Annotated in this window: 22 protein-coding genes and 1 pseudogene; 6 read left to right on the top strand and 17 right to left on the bottom strand. The window is 64.8% G+C overall.

Going from position 1 to position 19,207, the window contains the following annotated elements; genetic code table 11:
* Positions 1-139 precede the first annotated feature (139 nt).
* Together BMX36_RS21880 and BMX36_RS20215 are read right to left on the bottom strand one after the other, a co-directional pair.
* The gene (locus BMX36_RS21880) at positions 140-601 is read right to left on the bottom strand and encodes a hypothetical protein (protein ID WP_177179229.1); all 462 of its coding nucleotides are present in this window, start codon (positions 599-601) and stop codon (positions 140-142) included.
* Positions 588-1,565: pseudogene (locus tag BMX36_RS20215) on the bottom strand (TrbI/VirB10 family protein); the annotation flags it as partial. The pseudogene BMX36_RS20215 and the gene BMX36_RS21880, both read right to left, overlap by 14 nt.
* On the opposite strand from BMX36_RS20215, the gene BMX36_RS20210 reads away from it, so the two are divergent.
* Positions 1,542-1,964, top strand: coding sequence for a hypothetical protein (locus BMX36_RS20210; protein ID WP_177179227.1), 423 nt, complete (start codon positions 1,542-1,544; stop codon positions 1,962-1,964). The pseudogene BMX36_RS20215 and the gene BMX36_RS20210 sit on opposite strands and share 24 nt — an antisense overlap.
* A 4-nt stretch (positions 1,965-1,968) precedes the next feature.
* Here the strand turns inward: BMX36_RS20210 and BMX36_RS20205 are convergent, their stop codons facing one another.
* The 5 genes from BMX36_RS20205 to BMX36_RS20185 form a co-directional block, all read right to left on the bottom strand.
* Positions 1,969-2,238, bottom strand: coding sequence for a hypothetical protein (locus BMX36_RS20205; protein ID WP_037448046.1), 270 nt, complete (start codon positions 2,236-2,238; stop codon positions 1,969-1,971).
* A 112-nt stretch (positions 2,239-2,350) separates the two neighbouring features.
* Positions 2,351-3,055: a PepSY domain-containing protein gene (locus tag BMX36_RS20200; protein ID WP_331386562.1), complete on the bottom strand. Its 705-nt coding sequence runs from the start codon at positions 3,053-3,055 to the stop codon at positions 2,351-2,353.
* 597 nt (positions 3,056-3,652) lie between these two features.
* Entirely contained in the window at positions 3,653-3,928 is a 276-nt protein-coding gene (locus tag BMX36_RS20195) for a hypothetical protein (protein WP_143058631.1), read from the bottom strand.
* A gap of 55 nt (positions 3,929-3,983) precedes the next feature.
* Complete coding sequence (locus BMX36_RS20190; protein WP_021245240.1) at positions 3,984-4,733, bottom strand: methyltransferase family protein; 750 nt, start codon at positions 4,731-4,733, stop codon at positions 3,984-3,986.
* Positions 4,730-4,993 (bottom strand): DUF2933 domain-containing protein, encoded by a 264-nt coding sequence (locus tag BMX36_RS20185; RefSeq protein ID WP_013039078.1) that lies wholly within the window; start codon positions 4,991-4,993, stop codon positions 4,730-4,732. Before BMX36_RS20185 ends, BMX36_RS20190 begins: the two co-directional genes overlap by 4 nt.
* 251 nt (positions 4,994-5,244) lie before the next feature.
* Between BMX36_RS20185 and BMX36_RS20180 the strand changes: the two genes are divergently transcribed.
* The 5 genes from BMX36_RS20180 to BMX36_RS20160 all read left to right on the top strand — a co-directional run bounded on the left by BMX36_RS20180 (position 5,245) and on the right by BMX36_RS20160 (position 10,700).
* Positions 5,245-6,705 carry an MBL fold metallo-hydrolase RNA specificity domain-containing protein gene (locus BMX36_RS20180; RefSeq protein ID WP_177179228.1) on the top strand — a complete coding sequence of 487 codons (1,461 nt, stop codon included), beginning with the start codon at positions 5,245-5,247 and terminating at the stop codon, positions 6,703-6,705.
* The gene (locus BMX36_RS20175) at positions 6,702-8,240 is read left to right on the top strand and encodes a thymidine phosphorylase family protein (protein ID WP_030541610.1); all 1,539 of its coding nucleotides are present in this window, start codon (positions 6,702-6,704) and stop codon (positions 8,238-8,240) included. The genes BMX36_RS20180 and BMX36_RS20175 overlap by 4 nt, the downstream gene beginning before the upstream one ends.
* Positions 8,237-9,121: a ribose-phosphate pyrophosphokinase gene (locus tag BMX36_RS20170; protein WP_030541611.1), complete on the top strand. Its 885-nt coding sequence runs from the start codon at positions 8,237-8,239 to the stop codon at positions 9,119-9,121. Before BMX36_RS20175 ends, BMX36_RS20170 begins: the two co-directional genes overlap by 4 nt.
* Before the next feature lie 320 nt (positions 9,122-9,441).
* Positions 9,442-9,735 (top strand): hypothetical protein, encoded by a 294-nt coding sequence (locus BMX36_RS20165; protein ID WP_021245236.1) that lies wholly within the window; start codon positions 9,442-9,444, stop codon positions 9,733-9,735.
* A gap of 344 nt (positions 9,736-10,079) precedes the next feature.
* The gene (locus BMX36_RS20160) at positions 10,080-10,700 is read left to right on the top strand and encodes a response regulator transcription factor (protein ID WP_093068280.1); all 621 of its coding nucleotides are present in this window, start codon (positions 10,080-10,082) and stop codon (positions 10,698-10,700) included.
* 143 nt (positions 10,701-10,843) lie between these two features.
* On the opposite strand, the gene BMX36_RS20155 is transcribed toward BMX36_RS20160, so the two are convergent.
* The 10 genes from BMX36_RS20155 to atpD all read right to left on the bottom strand — a co-directional run bounded on the left by BMX36_RS20155 (position 10,844) and on the right by atpD (position 19,081).
* Entirely contained in the window at positions 10,844-12,610 is a 1,767-nt protein-coding gene (locus BMX36_RS20155; protein ID WP_093068277.1) for an oleate hydratase, read from the bottom strand.
* Between the two features lie 79 nt (positions 12,611-12,689).
* Positions 12,690-13,538: a F0F1 ATP synthase subunit gamma gene (locus BMX36_RS20150; protein WP_046408699.1), complete on the bottom strand. Its 849-nt coding sequence runs from the start codon at positions 13,536-13,538 to the stop codon at positions 12,690-12,692.
* The gene (locus BMX36_RS20145; RefSeq protein ID WP_093068274.1) at positions 13,535-15,055 is read right to left on the bottom strand and encodes a F0F1 ATP synthase subunit alpha; all 1,521 of its coding nucleotides are present in this window, start codon (positions 15,053-15,055) and stop codon (positions 13,535-13,537) included. The genes BMX36_RS20150 and BMX36_RS20145 overlap by 4 nt, the downstream gene beginning before the upstream one ends.
* On the bottom strand, positions 15,039-15,788 hold the full coding sequence (locus tag BMX36_RS20140; RefSeq protein ID WP_030541616.1) for a F0F1 ATP synthase subunit B family protein: 750 nt from the start codon (positions 15,786-15,788) through the stop codon (positions 15,039-15,041). The genes BMX36_RS20145 and BMX36_RS20140 overlap by 17 nt, the downstream gene beginning before the upstream one ends.
* A gap of 1 nt (position 15,789) precedes the next feature.
* Positions 15,790-16,032, bottom strand: coding sequence for a F0F1 ATP synthase subunit C (locus BMX36_RS20135; protein WP_046408697.1), 243 nt, complete (start codon positions 16,030-16,032; stop codon positions 15,790-15,792).
* Entirely contained in the window at positions 16,029-16,700 is a 672-nt protein-coding gene (locus BMX36_RS20130; protein ID WP_231621894.1) for a F0F1 ATP synthase subunit A, read from the bottom strand. The genes BMX36_RS20135 and BMX36_RS20130 overlap by 4 nt, the downstream gene beginning before the upstream one ends.
* Positions 16,701-16,726: 26 nt before the next feature.
* Positions 16,727-16,993, bottom strand: a complete 267-nt coding sequence (locus BMX36_RS20125) for an ATP synthase subunit I (RefSeq protein ID WP_017501319.1) — start codon at positions 16,991-16,993, stop codon at positions 16,727-16,729.
* On the bottom strand, positions 16,990-17,265 hold the full coding sequence (locus BMX36_RS20120; protein WP_030541619.1) for an AtpZ/AtpI family protein: 276 nt from the start codon (positions 17,263-17,265) through the stop codon (positions 16,990-16,992). The genes BMX36_RS20125 and BMX36_RS20120 overlap by 4 nt, the downstream gene beginning before the upstream one ends.
* A complete protein-coding gene (locus BMX36_RS20115; RefSeq protein ID WP_030541620.1) occupies positions 17,262-17,672 on the bottom strand; it encodes a F0F1 ATP synthase subunit epsilon in 411 nt (136 codons plus the stop codon). The genes BMX36_RS20120 and BMX36_RS20115 overlap by 4 nt, the downstream gene beginning before the upstream one ends.
* A complete protein-coding gene (gene atpD, locus BMX36_RS20110; protein ID WP_093068271.1) occupies positions 17,669-19,081 on the bottom strand; it encodes a F0F1 ATP synthase subunit beta in 1,413 nt (470 codons plus the stop codon). The genes BMX36_RS20115 and atpD overlap by 4 nt, the downstream gene beginning before the upstream one ends.
* Positions 19,082-19,207: the final 126 nt, after the last annotated feature.

The raw sequence follows: 19,207 nt of genomic DNA, 5'->3' as shown, positions 1-19,207 counted from the left end.
TGCGCTGCTTGGGGGGCTCCACGCTGCCCCCGCTGCCACGAGGCGGTGTCATTTCTATCTGGCGGAGAATGTGTCTTTTCTAACTGGCGGCAACACAGATTTGCTCTGTCGATCAGCTGTTTAGGGGCTTGTTGCGCCCTTACCCGATCAGCGACGTTCGTTCGCGCAAGCGCTGCTCCCGCTCGTCAAGCCACGCGCCAAACTGCTCCAGAATGTCGTCGACGTCCAGACCCGTCCGCCGATGATGCGCCACGACGCGCCCGCGGAGCGGTGCCGGCCAGCGGGTGCTTTCGCGGACCAGCGTCGCCTGGACCCATCTGGGCGTGCTGGCGAGCAGCCATTCGAGCGAATGCCGTTCGTAAGCGAGCCTCACGCCCGACATCAGGCGGCTGACCTCGCACAGCCCCTTCACCTTCTCGCAATCGACCTTCGTCAGCGGCGTTTTGGGCAGCCGGGTCTTCAGGAGACTGGCCACCTCGACGTTGCCCGGGCTTGCGATCTGCGCGGCGACGGCAACGCTGGCGACCCCCACGAATGGCACGGCGAGCAGCATCATCGCTTTGGGCGAAAGGCGCTGGCGCAGACGATCAATTCCGAACATAGACACCCTCCAGGAAGACGATTTCGACATCGATGCCGGTCGGCATCTCGATCACCGGCTGATATTGCTCGGCGCGCTCGATCAGATATTTCGAGACCATGTCCCCGCTCTGAGCGACGCCTTCCCCGAACCCGCCTTGAGCGATGTCTCCGAGCCCGAGCTTCTGTCGCTGACCGTTCACGGTCACGTTGGGCTGCGTCAGGAATGAATTGGCGTTCGCCGAGAAGCCGCGCCCGAACCCGCCGACCAGGCCGGCGATGAAAGCTTGGCTGACGAGACCGCCTTCACGGGAGACGACCCGGCCGCGCACTCCGGTCTTGCCGCCGAAGGCAATGAACCCTTTGACCTCGGAGACCGCATAGCGCCCACCGGGTTGCGGACAGGTCATCTTCTGCAGCTTGACGTAGACCTTTTCGCTCGACAGTTCGCCGCGCGCGGCGCCGTTGATCAAGCAGCCCTGAATCTTGGTCGTAAGAAGCTTGCCGTTTTGCAGCACCGACCGCGCCGGCCCCGTCACACGCAGAACGACGGGAAGCGGATCGGTCTGGCTGTTCACCCCGGCCGCAGCGTCGACTCCGACGATCACCTTGGCGGAGGCAAAGCTATTGGGCGGCAGGTAGTTCGGGCTGTCGGTATAGACCGTATTTCCCTTGGTGACCCTCGACGCGGTTCCTGTGTCGGTGGTCGAGAAGCTGACCATCTTGACTTCCGCCGACCGGCTCACCGAGAGCGCTCCCGGGGCTCCTGCCCCGGCGTCAGGTCGCTGATAGGCCTGCGGGCCATTCGGCCCGTACATGGCTGCCGGCCCCGGTGCCGGCGCGGGCGCCGTAGGGCGCTCGTTCAGCTGCTTGCGGAGCTGCTCGTTTTCAGCCTGGTAGGCAGAGAGCACCCGCTGCCCGTCGGCCTGCATCGCTTGGTTCTGGCCCTTTAGCGCCTCGACTTGCGCGGCGAGGTTGTCTATCCGGAAGCGCACGGCTACGCACCATTGCGCGCATTTGCCCAACCGATTTATTCGGGCCGTCGCTTCATCCCGGTCAATTCCGAGTTCGAGCGAGACGTTCTGCGCGCGCTTCTGGAAGCGAGGCGCGAGCTAGCCGAGGAGGGCCTTGATATCTTTGTCGAGAAGCCCGTCTTTGATCACCTCACTCCCGCCGGCCCCTGCCGCCCCGACTTCCTGATCGAAGCGCGTTCAGGCACGACCGGCGAGATCAGGCAATTGATCTTGGAGGTGCTGGAGTTCGGCGAGCCCGAGGTCCACCAACGCGAAAGGCTTCGGCGAGTAGCGCCACTGTTGACTGTCACCCCGGCCGACCGCAACGCGGCGCACCTGGTAGCCCGACTCTCAGACGCCTTCGCCCTTTAAACGATCAGCTCCACCTCAACGTGAATCCGAACGAACTGACGATCGCGAGCGTCACGGGCGTCGAAAGCAGATAAAGCTTCTGCCACCGCCACCAGGATTTGGGGAGGAACAGCGCCACATCCTTGGCGCTGCGAAGCTGCGCCCAGGCCTTCTCGCGCCAGAGGCGACAGGCGAGAACAAGGATCGCCAAGGCCATTGCGATCGCGCAGCACAGAGCGGTCGCAGTATAAAGCGCCATCCAGTTGATCATTTCAGCATCGCTCAGATGCGCCATGGTCTACCCCATCGCTGCCAAACGAAGTCTCGCCTGTTCAACTGCGTTCCAACCCGCCGCGCGACTTATCACTTTTCTTTATCATCATGCTTCTCCGGTTTCTGCCGGTCCGCTAGCCTGACGCGCTTGACCGACGCCGCTTCGGCCAACGCATGCAAAGAAGCACGGCCCCGCCAAGCCAAAGTCCGAGGCCGCCGAGCGCAAACCCTAGAAGCCATGGCGTGTTGAAGTCCTCGTGATTCTTCCAATCCATGATGTGAAGGCTCCAGAAGAAGTCATAAAGCCGCCACGTGCCTGTCCTCACCGCCGCAATCCGGCCGGTATCGGCCGCCACGAAGATCCGAGTGGAGTCCGGATCGGCGAACGTCACACGCCAGGCGGGAAGCGTGCCGCGATATTCGGGACTGGCGCGATCGATCAGTTCCACGTTCACACTTGGGTGATCGTTGCTCCGCCAGGCGGCCCTCGCTACCGCTTGGGCTTGCGCCGCAGTTGGGGCGGGCAACAGTGCGCCCGTTCTCGCGTCGAACAGCCGCGTCCCTCGGGCCGTTGTCGCCTCAGCGACCGGGCGGCCAAGCCACATGCGATAGCTCACGGTCTCGATCCGCGTCCCGGTCGCCGCGACGATCACTGATGGTGGGACGAGCGCCACGCCGCGAGGCAAGGGCGCCACGGCTTTGCGGTCCACAAGGTGATCGCCATGCACTCGATCGATGGGCAAGAAGCTCATCAACGCGCCGCTCGCGAACCACAAAAGAAGCTGCGCGCCGACAATGATCGCGAGCCACTTGTGAGTGCGGCTCGCGAGAAGGTGCAGCCGAAGTTTGGTGCTTCTCAGGGTCGAATCTCCATCCTTGCGTGTCTCATTTCGTGCCTGCCAGATTCTTCATCATCCCGCGTGGCCGACAGGTGCGCCCGCGACCAGCGCTTGTACGGCTCAGCCGTCATCCCCGAGAGTTAGCGCACGAACGCCACCGTGTCCCAGACAGGGGATCCGGTGCGTCTTGCCCCCCGCCGGCTCGGCCGTCAGCTTACACCATGCTTGATAATCCAGGGCTGCTGAGCGGGCGTGAGGCGTTGCGCCACCCCTCGCCAGTTCGGGGCTTGCCGTTAAGGGCCTTGGCTCACCTCCGATTCCTCCGCGCCGGGGCGATAGATGACAGCCGCTGCACATCTCTCCATAGAGGCCGACACCGACTGACACCCGTTGCGCCGACGCAAAATCCGGCCTCGCCCTTGGCAATCAGCCCGCTGGCACGGCGGTCGAACAGGTCAGTTGCTTGTCCGGCTTACAGATAGCGCCCGATCGCACTGCCCGGGCTCGGTCACGTCCTGAACTTCGGTGACGTTCAGGACGTGGCTGCGATCTCGATCGGTGGGCGGCCCAGCTTTTCGAGGGCGATCGCGTGACGGGCTAACCAACGACGGGATCTTTGACCCACCCCAAGGCATCGTGCAGCTCTGATATGTCGGCGTCGATGATCGCGTACAGGTCTTTATCTTCCTCGCGAAAGAACATGCGCGCCTTCGCTTCGTCTTCGGCAGGGGGAAGCATCGCTCCCAGGCGCTCCGGCCATTTCGTGTCTATGAATCTCATGAGCCGCTTCCAGGCCGCGGATCGGGTCTGATGGAGGCTCAGGACGGGAACGCCGTTTACTACAATCGCAAGGATCGTCACCTGCATGGTCACATACGCCCCCTCGATTTCGTCATGTTCGTGATGATCTTGCGGAGGAGGACAACGTCTAACCTCCTGGCAGCATGTTGTCGTGTTCTCGAGAACCCTCGCTAACCGGCCCGTCCGTCTGATGGCCTGCCATTCGAGCATTTCCTGTGAAGGCCAGTCCTGCAATCTCCCGCTTCCAACGCAAGCTGGGGAAGAAGGCGGGAACATGGGCCATGTACTGGCGGTAGCTATCGCCGTAGGTCGCGAGCGCGTATCTCTCCTCATGCTTAGCCAAACGAATGTACATCACCACCAGCACCGGAAACATGGCAAGCGTCAGAAGCGTCGGCCATTGTAGCAAGAAACCGAGCATGACGAGGATGAACCCTACGTATTGAGGGTGCCGCACCCGGGCGTAGACCCCCGTCATTGCCAATTCGTGTTTGCGCTGACTCGTGTGAAGCGCCGTCCACGCGATCGAGATTAGCCAAAAGCCTACACCAATCAGCACAAAGCTGGCGATGTGGAACGGGCCGAAATGCGGATTGATGCGCCAGCCGAACATCATTTCCAGGATGTGGCCAGCATCGTGGCTCCACCAGTCGACGCCGGGGAAATGCGACTGGAGCCACCCCGACAGCAGGAAGATGGTGAGCGGGAAGCCATACATTTCGGCGAAGAGCGCGACGATGAACGCACTGAACGCGCCGAAGCTGCGCCAGTCGCGCCGCGTTGCCGGCTTGAAGAAGCTGAACGCAAAGAGGATGAAAACGGCGGCATTGACCAGCGCGAGCCCCCACAGACCATAGCCATAGTCGGCGTGCGTCATCGCGACTCTCCTTCGATGCGGCCGTTGGGATTGGCCGGCAAGCCGGCGGGTGCCTGGCCGGGCTCATGGCCATGCTGATGCCCACCTTGGCCGTGGTGCATGAACAGGTGCATGAGCGGGCAGGCGAGCAGGATGAGATAGGGCAGCACACCCAGGAAGTGCGCGGTATGCTCGGTAATGAGGAAGAAGCTGGCGACGAGCAGGAAGCCGATCAGAACGATCTTGCCGCGCTTGCGCATGCGATGGTCATGTTCGCCCATATGCCGTTCTCTTCTAGTCAACGTCCAGCCTGCATAGGCTCGAGTCCAAGGAGCAAGGTATAAGTAGAGAGCGAAGTCCGAAGGGCATCGCGCAAGCATGGGTAAGGTGATCGATCGGATCGGCCACCGGTGTTCGCGCGACGCAACTGTCGGGAGCAGCAGTCGTGCTGCGGCTTTTGCGTATAGGCGTGCGGCGTCCGCGAATCAAAGCTGCGCTCACGAACATAATCGTGAGAGGCAGGCCCGCGTCCATGCACAAGAGAAAGAAACGGCACCATTCCCGCAACCAGTCCGGCGTGACCGTCCTCGAGCGCGAAGCAAGGATCGATCTGGCTAAGCGCCCGGCCGATGGTTTCGGCGTCGCCTTTCTCGGCGCATCGGGAACGGTCACAGGGTCGCGTTATCTGGTGGACGATGGTGAAACTCAGATCGTTGTCGATTCCGGCCTGTTTCAAGGACCCAGGGATCTGCGCCGCCTTAATTGGGCGCCAATTCCACCCGAAGTCGCCGATGTCGGCCAAGTCCTGCTGACCCACGCTCATCTCGATCACTCGGGCGCGCTACCGCGCATGGCGCGCCTGGGCTGGGACGGTACCGTCCTTGCCACCCGGGCGACCGCGGCCCTGTGCGAGCTCCTTCTTCCCGACAGCGGTCATCTGCAGGAAAAGGATGCGGAGTTCGCCAACCGGCACGGCTTCTCCAGGCACCAGCCGGCGCTGCCGCTCTACACCCAGGCTGACGCGCGTCTGGCATTGCAGCTCTTCCGGCCGATCGAGTTCGGAGCGTGGCATGCAGTCACGGACGGCATCAGGGTGCGCTATCATCGCGCCGGCCACATCCTCGGCGCGGCGTCGATCGAGATCGACTGGAAGGGGCGGACAATCCTCTTCTCAGGCGACATCGGCCGTTACGGCGATTCGGTGATGAAAGATCCCGAGCCGCCCGCGCGCGCCGACTATGTCCTGGTGGAATCGACCTATGGCGATCGGCGCCACGAGCAGGTCGATCCGACAAAGACGCTTGGAGATCATGTCGAACGATGCGTCGAGAGAGGAGGGACGGTGGTGATCCCGGCCTTCGCCGTGGGACGGGTCCAGTCGCTTCTCTATCATTTCTCGCGTCTGCGCGCGCAGGGACGCCTCCGCGACATCCCGATCTTCCTCGACAGCCCGATGGCGATCAACGCGAGCGGGCTGATGTGCGATTTCATGGACGAGCATCGCCTGGCCCGCGCCGAGTGCGAAGCGGCGTGCAGCGTCGCGCACTATGTGCGCGAAGTGGAGGAATCCAAGGAACTCACCGCCAACCCCGCCCCAAAGGTCATCATCTCGGCCAGCGGAATGGCAACGGGCGGCCGCGTGCTCCACCATCTCAAGCGCTTCGCGCCGGATGGGAAGAACCTCATCCTCTTCTCGGGCTTCCAGGCGGCGGGCACCCGCGGCGCCGCCATGATCGGCGGCGCCCGGACGATCAAGATCCACGGCGAGTATATCCCGGTCGAAGCCGAGGTCGCCAACCTGACGATGCTCTCGGCGCATGCCGACAGCGACGAGCTCATGCGCTGGCTCGGCTCGCTGCACGAGGCCCCGCGCCACGTCTATGTCACCCATGGCGAGCCGACCGGCGCCCACGTCCTGGCGAAGCGTGTCTCGGAGGAACTGGGCTGGGCATGCAGCGTACCGGCGCTGGGTAGCTGGGGCATGCTCGCGTGAAGCCCGGGATCATCGAGAACGCCGAAGCAGAGTCTGTCGCGACGACGCTGCGGGCACGCCGCATCGGCCTGTCGGGTGCCGGTAGCGATCTGATTGCGGTCATGCGCCACGACTGTCCCGTCTGCCGCTCGGAAGGTCTTGCGTCCCGCGCGCAGGTCGCGCTGCGCGCCGGCGGGCGGGAAATCGTCGTCTCGCTGCTGCACAGTTCCGCGGAGGCTCCAGCGCCCGGCGAGATCGGCCTCTCGGAATCCGCATGGCAGCGGCTCGGCGTCAGCGAGGGCGATCCGGTCGAGATCGCGCACGCCCAGCCTCTCGCCTCGCTCGCCGAAGTGCGTCGGCGTATCTATGGCAATCGTCTCAGTGACGGGGCTTTTTCAGCGATCATCACCGACATCGCCGAGCGACGCTATAGCGATGTCCATCTCTCGGCATTCGTCACGGCCTGCTCGGCGGTCCCGCTCGATACGGACGAAACGATCAGCCTGACCAGGGCGATGGTCGATGTCGGCGAGCGATTGCAGTGGCCCGGAACGGTCATCGTCGACAAGCATAGCGTCGGTGGATTGCCGGGCAATCGCACCACGCCGATCATCGTCTCGATCATGGCCGCGGAGGGCCTGATCATGCCCAAGACATCGTCGCGGGCGATCACCTCGCCGGCCGGCACGGCGGACACGATGGAGGTGCTGGCACCTGTCGACCTCGACGTTTCCGCAATCCGCAAGGTGGTCGAGCGCGAAGGCGGCTGCATCGCCTGGGGCGGCGCCGTCAATCTCAGCCCTGCCGACGACGTGATCATCGGCGTGGAGCGCGTGCTCGATATCGATGCCGTCGGGCAGATGGTCGCCTCGGTGCTGTCCAAGAAAGTCGCGGCCGGTGCGACCCATCTGGTCATCGACATCCCGGTCGGGCCGACCGCCAAGGTCCGCGGAGCCGCTGCCGCCGACACCCTCGAGCGCGCGCTGAGCTCGGTCGCCCAAGCCTTCGGGCTTCGCACGCGCGTGATGCGCGGCCCCGGCGCGGAGCCGATCGGACGGGGCATCGGTCCGGCGCTCGAGGCGCAGGATATCCTTGCCGTGCTCCAGGGGCAGCCTGGCGCCGAGGATCTCGCCCACCGGGCCTGCGAGCTGGCGGGAGGACTGCTTGAGCTCGCGGACGCGGCCCCGGCCGGCGAAGGCTATGCGCGTGCGCGGGCGTGCCTCGAAAGCGGCCGGGCCTGGGCCAAGTTCCAACGTATCTGCGAAGCGCAGGGCGGCATGCGGGCTCCACCGGTCGCCCGGTTCCAACAGGATATGATCGCTCCCTATAGCGGCCGCCTGGTGAGTATCGACAATCGCAAGCTCGCGACGGTCGCGAAGCTTGCCGGCGCGCCGATGGCCAAGGCCGCCGGCGTCGCGCTGCAGTGTCGGCTGAACCAGATGGTGGATGCCGGGGCTCCCTTGAGCACCATTCATGCCGAGAGCCCGGGCGAGCTCGATTATGCGGCGGCCTATGCGGTGAGCGACGGGCCGATCTTCGGGATTGAAGCGCTATGAACCGTCCCGTGCTGTTCGCGCTGTCTGGCAGCGAGGCCCTGGCACAGCCGCTATCCGCCGCACTCGATGCAGAGGTCGGCACGATCGAGCATCGTCAGTTTCCCGACGGGGAAACCTATCTCAGGGTCGTAAGCGACATCAGCGACCGCGACGTCATCCTGCTGTGCAGTCTCGATCATCCGGACGCCAAGCTGTTGCCGCTGCTGTTCGCAGCCGACACCGCGCGCGATCTGGGCGCTCGCAGGATCGGGCTCGTCGCCCCCTACCTCGCTTACATGCGCCAGGACATTCGCTTCCATGCCGGCGAGGCGGTGACGTCGCGAACCTTTGCCGCGATCCTGTCCCGCCATCTCGACTGGCTGGTGACGGTCGATCCGCATCTCCACCGCTATCATGCGTTGTCGGAAATCTACCGCATCCCGACCCAGGTTGTTCATGCTGCGCGGCTTCTGGCCTCGTGGATCAAGCGCAATGTCGCTCGTCCGCTGATCATCGGTCCGGACCTGGAAAGCGAACAGTGGGTCTCGCAGGTGGCGGCCGATGCCGATGCTCCGTTTCTCGTGTGCGAGAAAATCCGGTCCGGCGACCGTGACGTCACCATCTCGATTCCGAATGCCCCAGCGTTTCTCGATCGCCAGCCGGTGCTGGTCGACGATATCGCCTCATCCGGCCGGACCCTCGCCGAGGCGGCGCGCCAGCTGGTCGGCATGGGGTTCGCGCGACCGGATTGCGTGGTCGTGCATCCGCTTTTCGCCGGCGATGCAGCGCAAGTCCTGGGTGGGCTCGTCGAGAGGATCGTGAGCACGAACGCTGTTGCGCATACCTCTAATGATATCGACGTGATGCCGGCGATTGCGGAGGCCGTTCGTCACGGAATTTGAACGGTGCGCTGCGCGTCAGTTCTTCAGTACTCAATGCTCAATGCACGATGAAAACGAACGCCCGGCAAACGCCGGGCGCATTCCCATCCATTGACCCTACACGAGCCCGAACCAATCTTCCGGGAACTTCGCTTTCGGAGAAAGTCGCGGCAGGAAAGGAGGATATGTCATGTCGCACACACGCTCTTTCCTTGATCCCTTCATCGTTGCTCGGACCCGCAGCTTGAGCCCGAAGTGAAGCCCGCCATCCTTGCATAATGGGCGTCCGATCGCTCCGCCGTCGAGGGCCAACCGGCCCTCCGTCGCCCGCCAGCATCCCGGTGCCGGTCGACGATGTGATGGCAGCGCTGCGCTGGCTCGATCGCGCTGAGCGCGGCGCGGGCCTGGCATCCTTGGTTCGTCAGGAACAACCCGGTATCGGTGCCATCCTCGCCGGGAATATCGAAACTGCGACACGGAAGGCGGGCGATCTCTGCGATGATCAGCCTTCGATCTCAAAACCCTATGATCACCGGTTCGTGCTGAATCGGATTCGCCGTGCCGTAGCGGCGCGCGAGCGGAGCTGCGATCCGCCCCGGACATCGGCGTTACGGCGCGCTGCTGACACAGAATAGCGATTATCAGCTTCTTGCCATGACAACATGACGCGTCGAGCTTAGGAGCAACCAGCGCGCTCATCCCCCAAGAGGCGTGCCCACTCCCGGCGGCAGCGTCTTGCGGCGCCTTGCCGCCGGGAGACCAGAGGGAGCGCCGCCCCGTTCGCAAGAGCGGTCATCTCGCAAAGTTCGGCACATGATGCCGGGTCGCTTACCCCCCTCTCGCCGAGCACCTGCCTTGCCTGTTGTGATGCGGCGGTATTTCGGCCTTGACCTTGGACCATGGTCCTACCCGTAGAAGGTCTCCCCTTTGAAGCTGTGCCCGCTGGGGTGCGCAGCAATGCCAACACGTCCGGGGGGCCATGGAGAGCAAGCGCGTCGTTCATGTCATTGATGACGAAGAAACAATCAGGAAAGCTGTAGGATTCACATTAAGGACAGCGGGATTTGCCGTCGAGACCTATGGCTCGGGAGTCGACTTTCTGAAAATTGCAGATGAAGCTGAAAGAGGTAGCATCGTTCTCGACATGCACATGCCGGACATGAACGGTCTACAGGTTCAGGCAGCGCTGACGCAGATGGATATAAGCATGCCAGTCGTGATGCTGACCGGCAACGGAGACATTGCGCTTGCTGTCCAAGCGATGAAGGCGGGTGCTGTCGATTTCCTGGCCAAACCTATCGAACGGGCGCTGCTGCTCGATGCGATAGACCGAGCGTTCGCGCGCATCGACACGGCGGAGGGGCGCGCTCTCGAAGAAGCCGAGGCATGCCGACAGGTCGATCTACTGACACCGCGCGAACGGGATGTTCTCGAAGGCCTTGCGCAAGGCCTTCCGAACAAGACCATCGCCTATGATCTGGGCATTTCTTCACGGACGGTCGAAGTCCAACGCGCGAGCATCATGTCCAAGCTTGGAGTCCGTACCCTTTCCGAAACCTTGCGGATCGCCTTTGCGGCTGGAATGGGAAGGCCGCTGTAGGTAAAGGCGGCCAGGGCTGCTGCGGTTGAATCTCTGCGTGTCACCTGATGGCGCGGACATAGTGCCTGCCGGGATGCATCGACGTTGTTCATCAGCTTTTGGCGGAATTTTCGTGAGCCCAGGCGAAGGGTCGCGCTTGATTGCTATCGCGAAAGGAGATGAAACTCTTCCAACAGCTGGGCGATCTCTGTGCCTTCAAGCTTCTTCATCAACAGCTTGCGCAGGAAGGACGGGCCGGGAATGTCGATCCCTTTGCCATCCCTGAGCGGCCCGATTGTGGCCAGAAGCGTGCGGATATCATAGGTTGAGTTGAACACTTCCGGCACGCCGCGTTCGACCTTCATCAGCGTGTAGACGGCCTCCATCGGCGTGCGCACCGAATATTCCGTCGTGAAGATACAATCACGCTGCTTCGACTCGGCAAACTGGCCGACAAAGGCGAAGTTGACCGCGCCCTCGGGCACCACGTCCGGCCGGTCGCCGGCCTGGCGCGGCATGAAGAAGGCGGTGATGTAGGGCATCATCACCGGCACGGTCGTCGCCCCCGTCGCGGCGAGCCCAGGAATATCCTCGACCGGCACGCCGAGATGATAGAGCCATTCTTGCGTGATCTCCTCGCCCGTACAGTCCTGCATCGGCTTCTTCACATAGTCGCCGGGTCGGTCGACGAACAAGGCATAGAACCAGGCGACGATCTGGTCCTTCGGCTGCTTCCTGAAGTGGGGTTGCCGGCTCACCGTCCAGCTCAGCAGCCAGCTCGAGTCCTTGACCGTGATGATGCCGCCGGTCACCACCGTGCCGCTGAACGGATCGCGCCTGGCGATCTTGCGAATGTACGCCGGAATGCGCGCGTCGAGCGTGGTGATGGTCGCCGACGCCCATTTGGTTTCCGGGATATGGGATCCAAACACGTCGGGACGACCAAAGGCCGGGTCCTTGGCAGCGATCCGGCGCCACAGGTCCCAGGCCGGCGCCGGCCCCTCATTCAGCCTGGCCGGTGTATGATGATCGCCATTGTCGGAATTCTCGGTCAGCGATCCGATGGTGATGAAGACGAGGTCGTCGGCGCCGAGATCGACGCCGCCTTCGACCCCGTTTTCGATCCAGGCAATCCGGGTCGCCTGTTTGCGGCCGGGCCGGATGTCGAAATCGACGTCGGTGACCTCGACGCCGTAGCGAAACCTGACGCCGCGATCCTGCAGCCAGTTGACCAGCGGCAGGACCATCGATTCATATTGATTGTAGCGGTTGAACTTGAGTGAGGAGAAATCCGCCAGACTGCCGATATGGTGGATGAAGCGATGGAGATAGAGCTTCATCTCAAGCGCGGAATGCCACTCCTCGAAGGCGAACATGGTGCGCCAGTAGAGCCAGAAGTTGCTCCTGAGGAAATCATCGCCGAAGACTTCGTTGATCCGCTTGTTCTCCATCTCCTCCCGCGTCGCGAGGAAGACGGAGATCAGATCTCTTCGCGCGCGATCGCTGAGTGTCAGCAAAGCCTTGTCAGGCACATCCTGGCCCTGTTTCTGCGTGACGCGCTGCAGCGAAAAATTCGGATCGTCCTTGTTGAGCCGGTAGAATTCGTCGAGCACACTCGCATCCTCGATCTCCAGCGAAGGGATCGAGCGATAGAGATCCCAGAGGCATTCGAAATGCTCCTCCATCTCGCGCCCTCCGCGGATGACGAACCCCTTTTCGGGGACGTCGAGGCCGTCGAGCGCGCCGCCGGGAACATGCAGCTCCTCAAGGATGGTAATACGCTCGCCGGCGACGCCGCCGTCGCGGATCAGGAACGCCGCGCCCGCTAGTCCCGCAAGACCCGAGCCGACGAACCAGGCCGTCTTCCTGTCAGCGCCCTCAGGTTTGCGGGGGCGCACGAAAGCTTCGTAGTTTCCGCTACTATAGTGCATGGCGAACTCCCTCTTCGATCCCGACGACAATGGCGGTTCTGCGGTTTCTTGCTGAACAGCAGAAGTGCCTGCCCTGCATTCATTCTCGCCGATGTCGCCCGCCGCTCAGTTCGACGACTTCACTGGTGATCTGATCCTGACGCGTGAGGCGCTCCTCGAGGCGCAGGGCCTCGCCCTTGCGATCGATGTGGCTGCGGGCGGTCGCCATGGTGCGCAGCCGTGCCTCATTCTCGGCGACGAACGTCTCGACCGCAGCCGCGCAGATCTGGGCGAAGACATATTCCGCGGTCAGGTCGCCGATAAGGTCCGCCGCGTTGATATTGACGAGCGGCGGCAAATCCGCCGTGGACGCGGGGAAAGTGTCGAGGTCGAGCGGCAGGAGGCTCGCGCGCACGATCGAGACGCCCTTGCCGCTGCTCCAGACCGGATAAGCCATGGTGATGGGCACCGCGCCGGTCTCGTCCAGATAGTCGTACAGCGCGTCGATGATGCTTGTCGCGAGTGCGGGCAGCGCATCGGCCTTGCTCGGCATGCTCGCGCTCCATGCGATGCGCAGACCGCGCTCGGTCGCAAGCGTGGCCGTGCGCGCGCCAATCAGAAGAATATGCCTGTCCTGCATGTCGGCCGCGGCGCCGTCGAGCAGCTGCTCCGGAAAGGCCCCGGCAAAGCCTTGCTCCGCACCGAACAGGATAAGGCCGCCTCTCGCACCACCGACCGCCCGCGCCGGAAAACGCGCCAGTGGCTCGTCAAGGCGGCGCGCCTGGCCAATGGCGGTGCGGGCGGTCTCCGCATAGCGTCGCACCGCGGGCAGCAGCGCGCGCGCCTGCTGCGCCCGCTGCGCGGCGATGCCCTGCATGGCGTTGACCACCGCACCGAGCTGGCGGACGGTCTCGATCCGGTGGCCGATCTCGGCGAGGCGATCGCTCATGATGCAGAACCGGCCGGCTGGCTTTCGATCAGCGCTTTCACCGTCGTTATCAGAGCGGACCGCTGCGCGGTGTCGATCTGTCCAGTCCGCTCGATCTGCGCGCATAGATCGGGGACGTGATCGTCGATCCAGGCGGGCAGCCGCGCGCGGAGCGACGGTATCTCCGAGACCGCCATGCCATCGAGCAACCCTTCGCCGAGCGCCACGGCCAGCGCCACCTGGTCGACGACCCGTAGGGGACTCGACAGCGGTTGCACGAGCAAGGCGCGCAAGCGCTTGCCCCGTTCGATCTGGGCGCGGACACGCGGCTCGGGCTGCTCGCCGAAGCGGGTGAACATCTCGAGCTCGAGGAACTGCGCATAGTCGAGGCGCATGGTCCCGCTCGCGTCGCGCAGGACGCGAAGCTGCGTCTTGCCGCCGACCCGGCTCACGCTCGTGCCCACGTCGATGGCGGGCTTGTGCCCCTGCGCGAACAGCTTCGCGTCGAGAATGATCTGACCGTCGGTGATCGAGATCAGATTTGTCGGAATATAGGCGCTGACGTTGCCGGCATCGGTCTCCGCGATCGGCAGAGCCGTGAGCGAACCGCCCCCCTTCTCCGTCGAGAGACGCGCCGCACGTTCGAGCAGGCGGGAATGGAGGAAGAAGACGTCGCCTGGATAGGCCTCGCGCCCGGGCGGCTGTCCGATCAGCAGGGCGATCTCGCGATGGGTCGCGGCATGCTTGGTGAGATCGTCGAGCACCACCACCGCATGGCCGCCACCATCCCGAAAATACTCGGCCATCGTGAAGCCCGCGAACGGCGCGATCCATTGCAGCCCCGGCGCCGCGGCGGGGCTCGCCACGACGAAGATGGTGCGATCCGGCGCGCCATGCCGCCGCACCTGATCGACCACGCGCGCGACCGCCGAGCTTTTCTGGCCGATCGCGACATAGACGCAGATCATGTCGCTGGTGCGCTGGTTGATGATCGTGTCGACCGCGAGCGCCGTCTTGCCGGTGGCGCGGTCACCGAGAATGAGTTCGCGCTGCCCCCGGCCGATGGCGAACATCGCATCGATTGCGAGCGTGCCGGTCTGCACCGGCTGGACGACGAGGTCGCGTTCGATGATCGCCGGCGCCGGCCGTTCGACAGGATCGAAGCGCCTGGCCCGGATCGGCGCGCCCCCATCGAGCGGACGGCCGAGCGGATCGACGACTCGGCCAAGCAATGCCTCGCCAACCGGCACGCGCACCACCTCGCCCGAGCCGGTTACGGTGTCTCCTGCCTCCACCTGTGCGGCATCGTCGAGCAGCACGCAGCCAATCCGGTCCCGGTCGAGCGTGTGGACGAATCCGGTCTGGCCCCGGGCGAGATAGAGCAATTCGTCGAGGCGCGAGTCCGGAAGGCCCGAGACCATGGCAACGCCGTCGCCGATCGATTCCACCCGGCCAATTGCATCGACACGCGGCCCGAGATTGGCGCGCGCGATGCAGCTCTGGGCCTGCGTCAGCCAGTCTTCAGGCGATCCGGGCATGATTGTCCTCATTGAGGCTCTCCACCATGGCGTCGAGATCGGCGCGCCAGCTGTTGCGCACGACGGCGTGGGGCGTGCGAAGCTCCGCGCCGGCGATGAGATCTGGATCGACCGCGAAGATCGGGGTCGCGGTATCCGGCAGGATTTCGCCAAGCGCGCGCGCTACCTGCGTCTGCAGATCGGCCGTCAGCGGCGCGGGCGTCGCGACGGTGACGGGCCCGGCGGCCGCCAGGCTGAGGCGATCCGCCTCGGAAAGGTCCCCGAGCCGCGCCTTGAGCGCGTCGACCATGGCCTGCACCGTCTGCTCGGGCGGGAGACGAGCGAGCAACGTGCCTGCCATCGAGGCGGCGAGGCTCGCTGCCTTTTCCCGCCACTGCGCCGCCACCCGCCCGCGTTCGGCATCGATCGCCGCATGGCCTTGCTCGACGACGGCGTCCGCCTCGAGCCTGGCCTGCGCGAGGAGGCGCTGGCGCTCCGCTTCGGCCTCGGTCCGGATCTCGGCGCGGCGAGCCGCCGCATCCGCGACGAAGCCGTCATTCTGCGTCTTGAGCGCCTGCGCTTCGGCCTGTGCCCGGTCCTTTGCCTCCCGCGCTTCGTCGAGCAGCGCCTGGGCCGATGCCTGGCGGGCAGCGATGGCATCCATCACCGGACGGAACAGGAAGCGTCCGAGCAGCCACACGAGGATGAGGACATTGACCGCCTGCAGCGCGAGCGTCCACCAGTCGATCCGCATGTCAGGCGAACGGGTTGGCGAAGAGCAGCAGCAGCGCGATCACGAGGCAGTAGATCGCCATCGTCTCGATCATCGCGAGGCCCACGAACAGCGTGCGCGAGATGGTGTTGGCGGCTTCGGGCTGGCGCGCGATCGCGTCCATCGCGGCGGCGACGGCCCTGCCCTGCCCGAGCGCCGGGGCGATTGCGCCGATCGAGATCGCGAAAGCGGCGCCGAGGATGCTGGCGAGATGGATCCAGTTCATGCGGGGGACTCCTGTTTGGATGGCGGGCGGGCGCCGTTCTCGCTGATAGCGCTGCCGATAAAGACCATGGCGAGCGCGCCGAAAATGTAGGCCTGGACCGCGCCGGTCAGCATTTCGAGCGCCATCAGCGGGATCGGGACGAGCAGCCCGGCCAGGCTCAGCACGACGCCGATCATGAAGACACCGCTCATGACGTTGCCGAACAGGCGCACCATCAGCGAGAAGCTGCGGGTGAAGAGCTCGACGATATTGAGCGGGGCGAGCAGGATCGAGGGGCGCGCGAAGGTCGCGAGATAGGCCCTGGGCCCGAGCGCGCGGACGCCGAACCAGAGCGTCGCGCCGAAGACGATCAGCGCCAGCGCCGCGTCGGTTTCGAGGGTCGCGGTCGGCGGCTCGACGCCGGGGATCAGCGACGACCAGTTGGCGACCAGCAGGAACAGGAACAGCGTGCCGATCAGCGGCAAATAACGCCGCGGCTCCGCCTCCATCGTCTCGCGGATCTGGCCGGCGACGGTCTCGACGACCAGCTCGAGCGCCGCTTGGGCTCGGGTTGGGCGTAACGCAAGGCGGCGGGTCAGCAGCCAGCTTCCGATTGTAAGGACGGCCATGATGCCCCAGGTCGTGGCGACCGGCTGGCTGATCGGCACCGGACCGATCGCGAACAGCACATGGCTTTCAAGTGGTGACGCGAATATCATCGGGCGCCTCCGAGCCGGTGGAGCATGATCTGGCGCCCGCCCATGAAGCCGGTTGTTGCGGCAAGAAGCGCCGGCCACCCTTGCCGGCTGGCGATGACAAGAACCAGAATAGTGACGGCGAGGCGCCCGAGCCTGAGCAGGATCGCGCGCGATGCCGGGCCGCCATGGGTGACGAGGTCGGCTTCTCTGGCGATGGCCGCGAAATGGGCGAGGCCGACCGCAAATCCGAGGGCCAGGAACAGGATGGGGGAGAGCTGGCTCATTGCCGGTGCATCCAGCGCCAGCCCGACCAGCAGCCGAGGGCGAGCCCGACGAGCAGGAGCGGCGCGGTCCAGAAGATGCCGCTATCCAGCCGGTGGTCGAGCCAGCGGCCGATCGCGAGACCGACCAGCGCGGGCAGGACGATCTGCCAGCCGAGCACGCCGATCTGGCCGAGATTGCGGGCGACGGAAGGAAGCCGCTGCGCAAGCCGCCGCCGTTCCGCGCGGGTCCGGATGGCTTCGACGATCGGCTGCTCGGGCTTGTCCGTGCTCACAGGCCGATCTCCCGGCCACCACCCTGCAGGGCCTCGACCATATGGCGGATCGCCTGCATCCTGAGCTTCGCCGACGCGGTCCGTTCGGATCGTTCGCCCTCGTCGCGCTCGCGGTAGCGCGCGAGCACGTCATGCTCGAGCGTTCCAAGGTCATCGCCGACATGGCCTTCGCGCGTCGCGACCGCGACCTCCGTGCCGTGGCTCACGGTCAGAATGCCGTTGCGCACCGCGCAATAGCCGGGAGCGCCATCGGGGCCGCGCCAGGAGACGATCGAGACGCCAAGCGCGGTCAGGAAATCGGCATGGCCCGACAGGATGCCGAAACTGCCGCTGGCATCCTCGGCGCGAACCGACGCGACATCGGCGTCGACGAGGATCGCGGTCGGATCGGTGATGCGCAGCTTCATGCGCCCTGCCCCACGCGAGAGCGTGCCTCTTCAATATCGCCCACCATGTAGAAGGCGCTTTCGGGCCAGTCGTCGGTCTCGCCCGACAGGATGGCCGCGACGCCCTTCAGGGTATCAGCCAGCGCCACCGAGCGGCCGGCCTGTCCGGTGAAGGCCTGGGTCACCATGAAAGGCTGGGTCAGGAAGCGCTGGAGCCGCCGCGCCCTGCCGACGATCAGCCGGTCTTCGCGGCCCAGTTCCTCGATGCCGAGCAGCGAGATGATGTCCTGGAGCTCGCGATAATGCGCGATCGTCTCGCGGGCCTGCTGGGCGAGCGCGTAATGATGATCGCCCACGACCTGCGGATCGAGCAGGATCGACGAGGACTCCAAGGGATCCACCGCGGGATAGATGCCTTCGGCCGCCATGGCGCGCGAGAGCAGAATGGAACTGTCGAGATGGGCGGAGATGGCGGTGACTGCCGGGTCGGTGAAATCGTCGGCGGGCACATAGACCGCCTCGATCGCGGTCACCGCAGCCCCATGCACAGAGGCGATGCGCTCCTGCAGCGCGGCCACCTCGCTGGCCAGCGTCGGTTGATAGCCGACGCGCGAAGGCATGCGTCCAAGCAGGCCCGACACCTCGCTGCCGGCCTGGACGAAGCGGAACACATTATCCATGAGCAGCAGGACGTTGCGCTTCTGCTCGTCGCGGAAATGTTCGGCGATGGTGAGCGCGGTCAGCCCGACCCGCCAGCGCGCGCCCGGCGGCTCGTTCATCTGCCCGAAAACGAGCACGGTCTTGTCGATCACACCCGAGCCGCGCATGTCGGTGAGCAGCTCATGGCCCTCGCGCGATCGCTCGCCGATGCCCGCGAACACTGAGACACCCTCGTAGCGGGCGACCATCGCGTTGATGAGTTCCATCACCAGCACGGTCTTGCCCACCCCCGCGCCCCCGAACATGGCGGCCTTGCCGCCCTGGGCAAGCGGTGCGAGCAGATCGATGACCTTGATGCCGGTCTCGAACATCGCCGTCGCCGCGCTCTGCTCGTCGAGCGGTGGGGGTGCGCGATGGATCGGCCTCAATGGCACATCCGGTCCGAGCGGCGCGCCGCCGTCCCCCACCTGCCCGGTCGGCGTAAGGAGCCGCCCAAGAACCTTGTCTCCGACCGGAACCGCGATGGGTGCGCCCAAGGCCACCACGCCGACATTGCGCGCCAGACCGGAGGTCGGCTGAAGCGCGACGGCGCGGACGGTCCGATCATCAATATGGCTCTGCACTTCCGCGACCAGCGGGCCTGACGCCGCATCGATGCGCAGTGCTTCATTGACTGCGGGCAGCGGCCCTTCGTCGAACTCGACATCGAGGACGGGACCGCGGAGCGCCGCAATCCGGCCGAGCCTGGCTATGGACGGTATCACGCCCATGCCGGTTGCCGGGTCAGACCATAATCATGCCCGACCGTGCCGCGATCATGACGGGACGGGTAGAAGTCGCTGCCCGCGGGCACGACATGGACGACAAGCCAAAAGTGCATTGGCTGAGCGTCGCAG

It is taken from the genome of Sphingomonas sp. OV641 (genome assembly GCF_900109205.1).
In the GTDB taxonomy this organism is placed as follows: Bacteria; Pseudomonadota; Alphaproteobacteria; order Sphingomonadales; family Sphingomonadaceae; genus Sphingomonas.
This window is presented reverse-complemented; position numbering and strand designations above follow the sequence as displayed.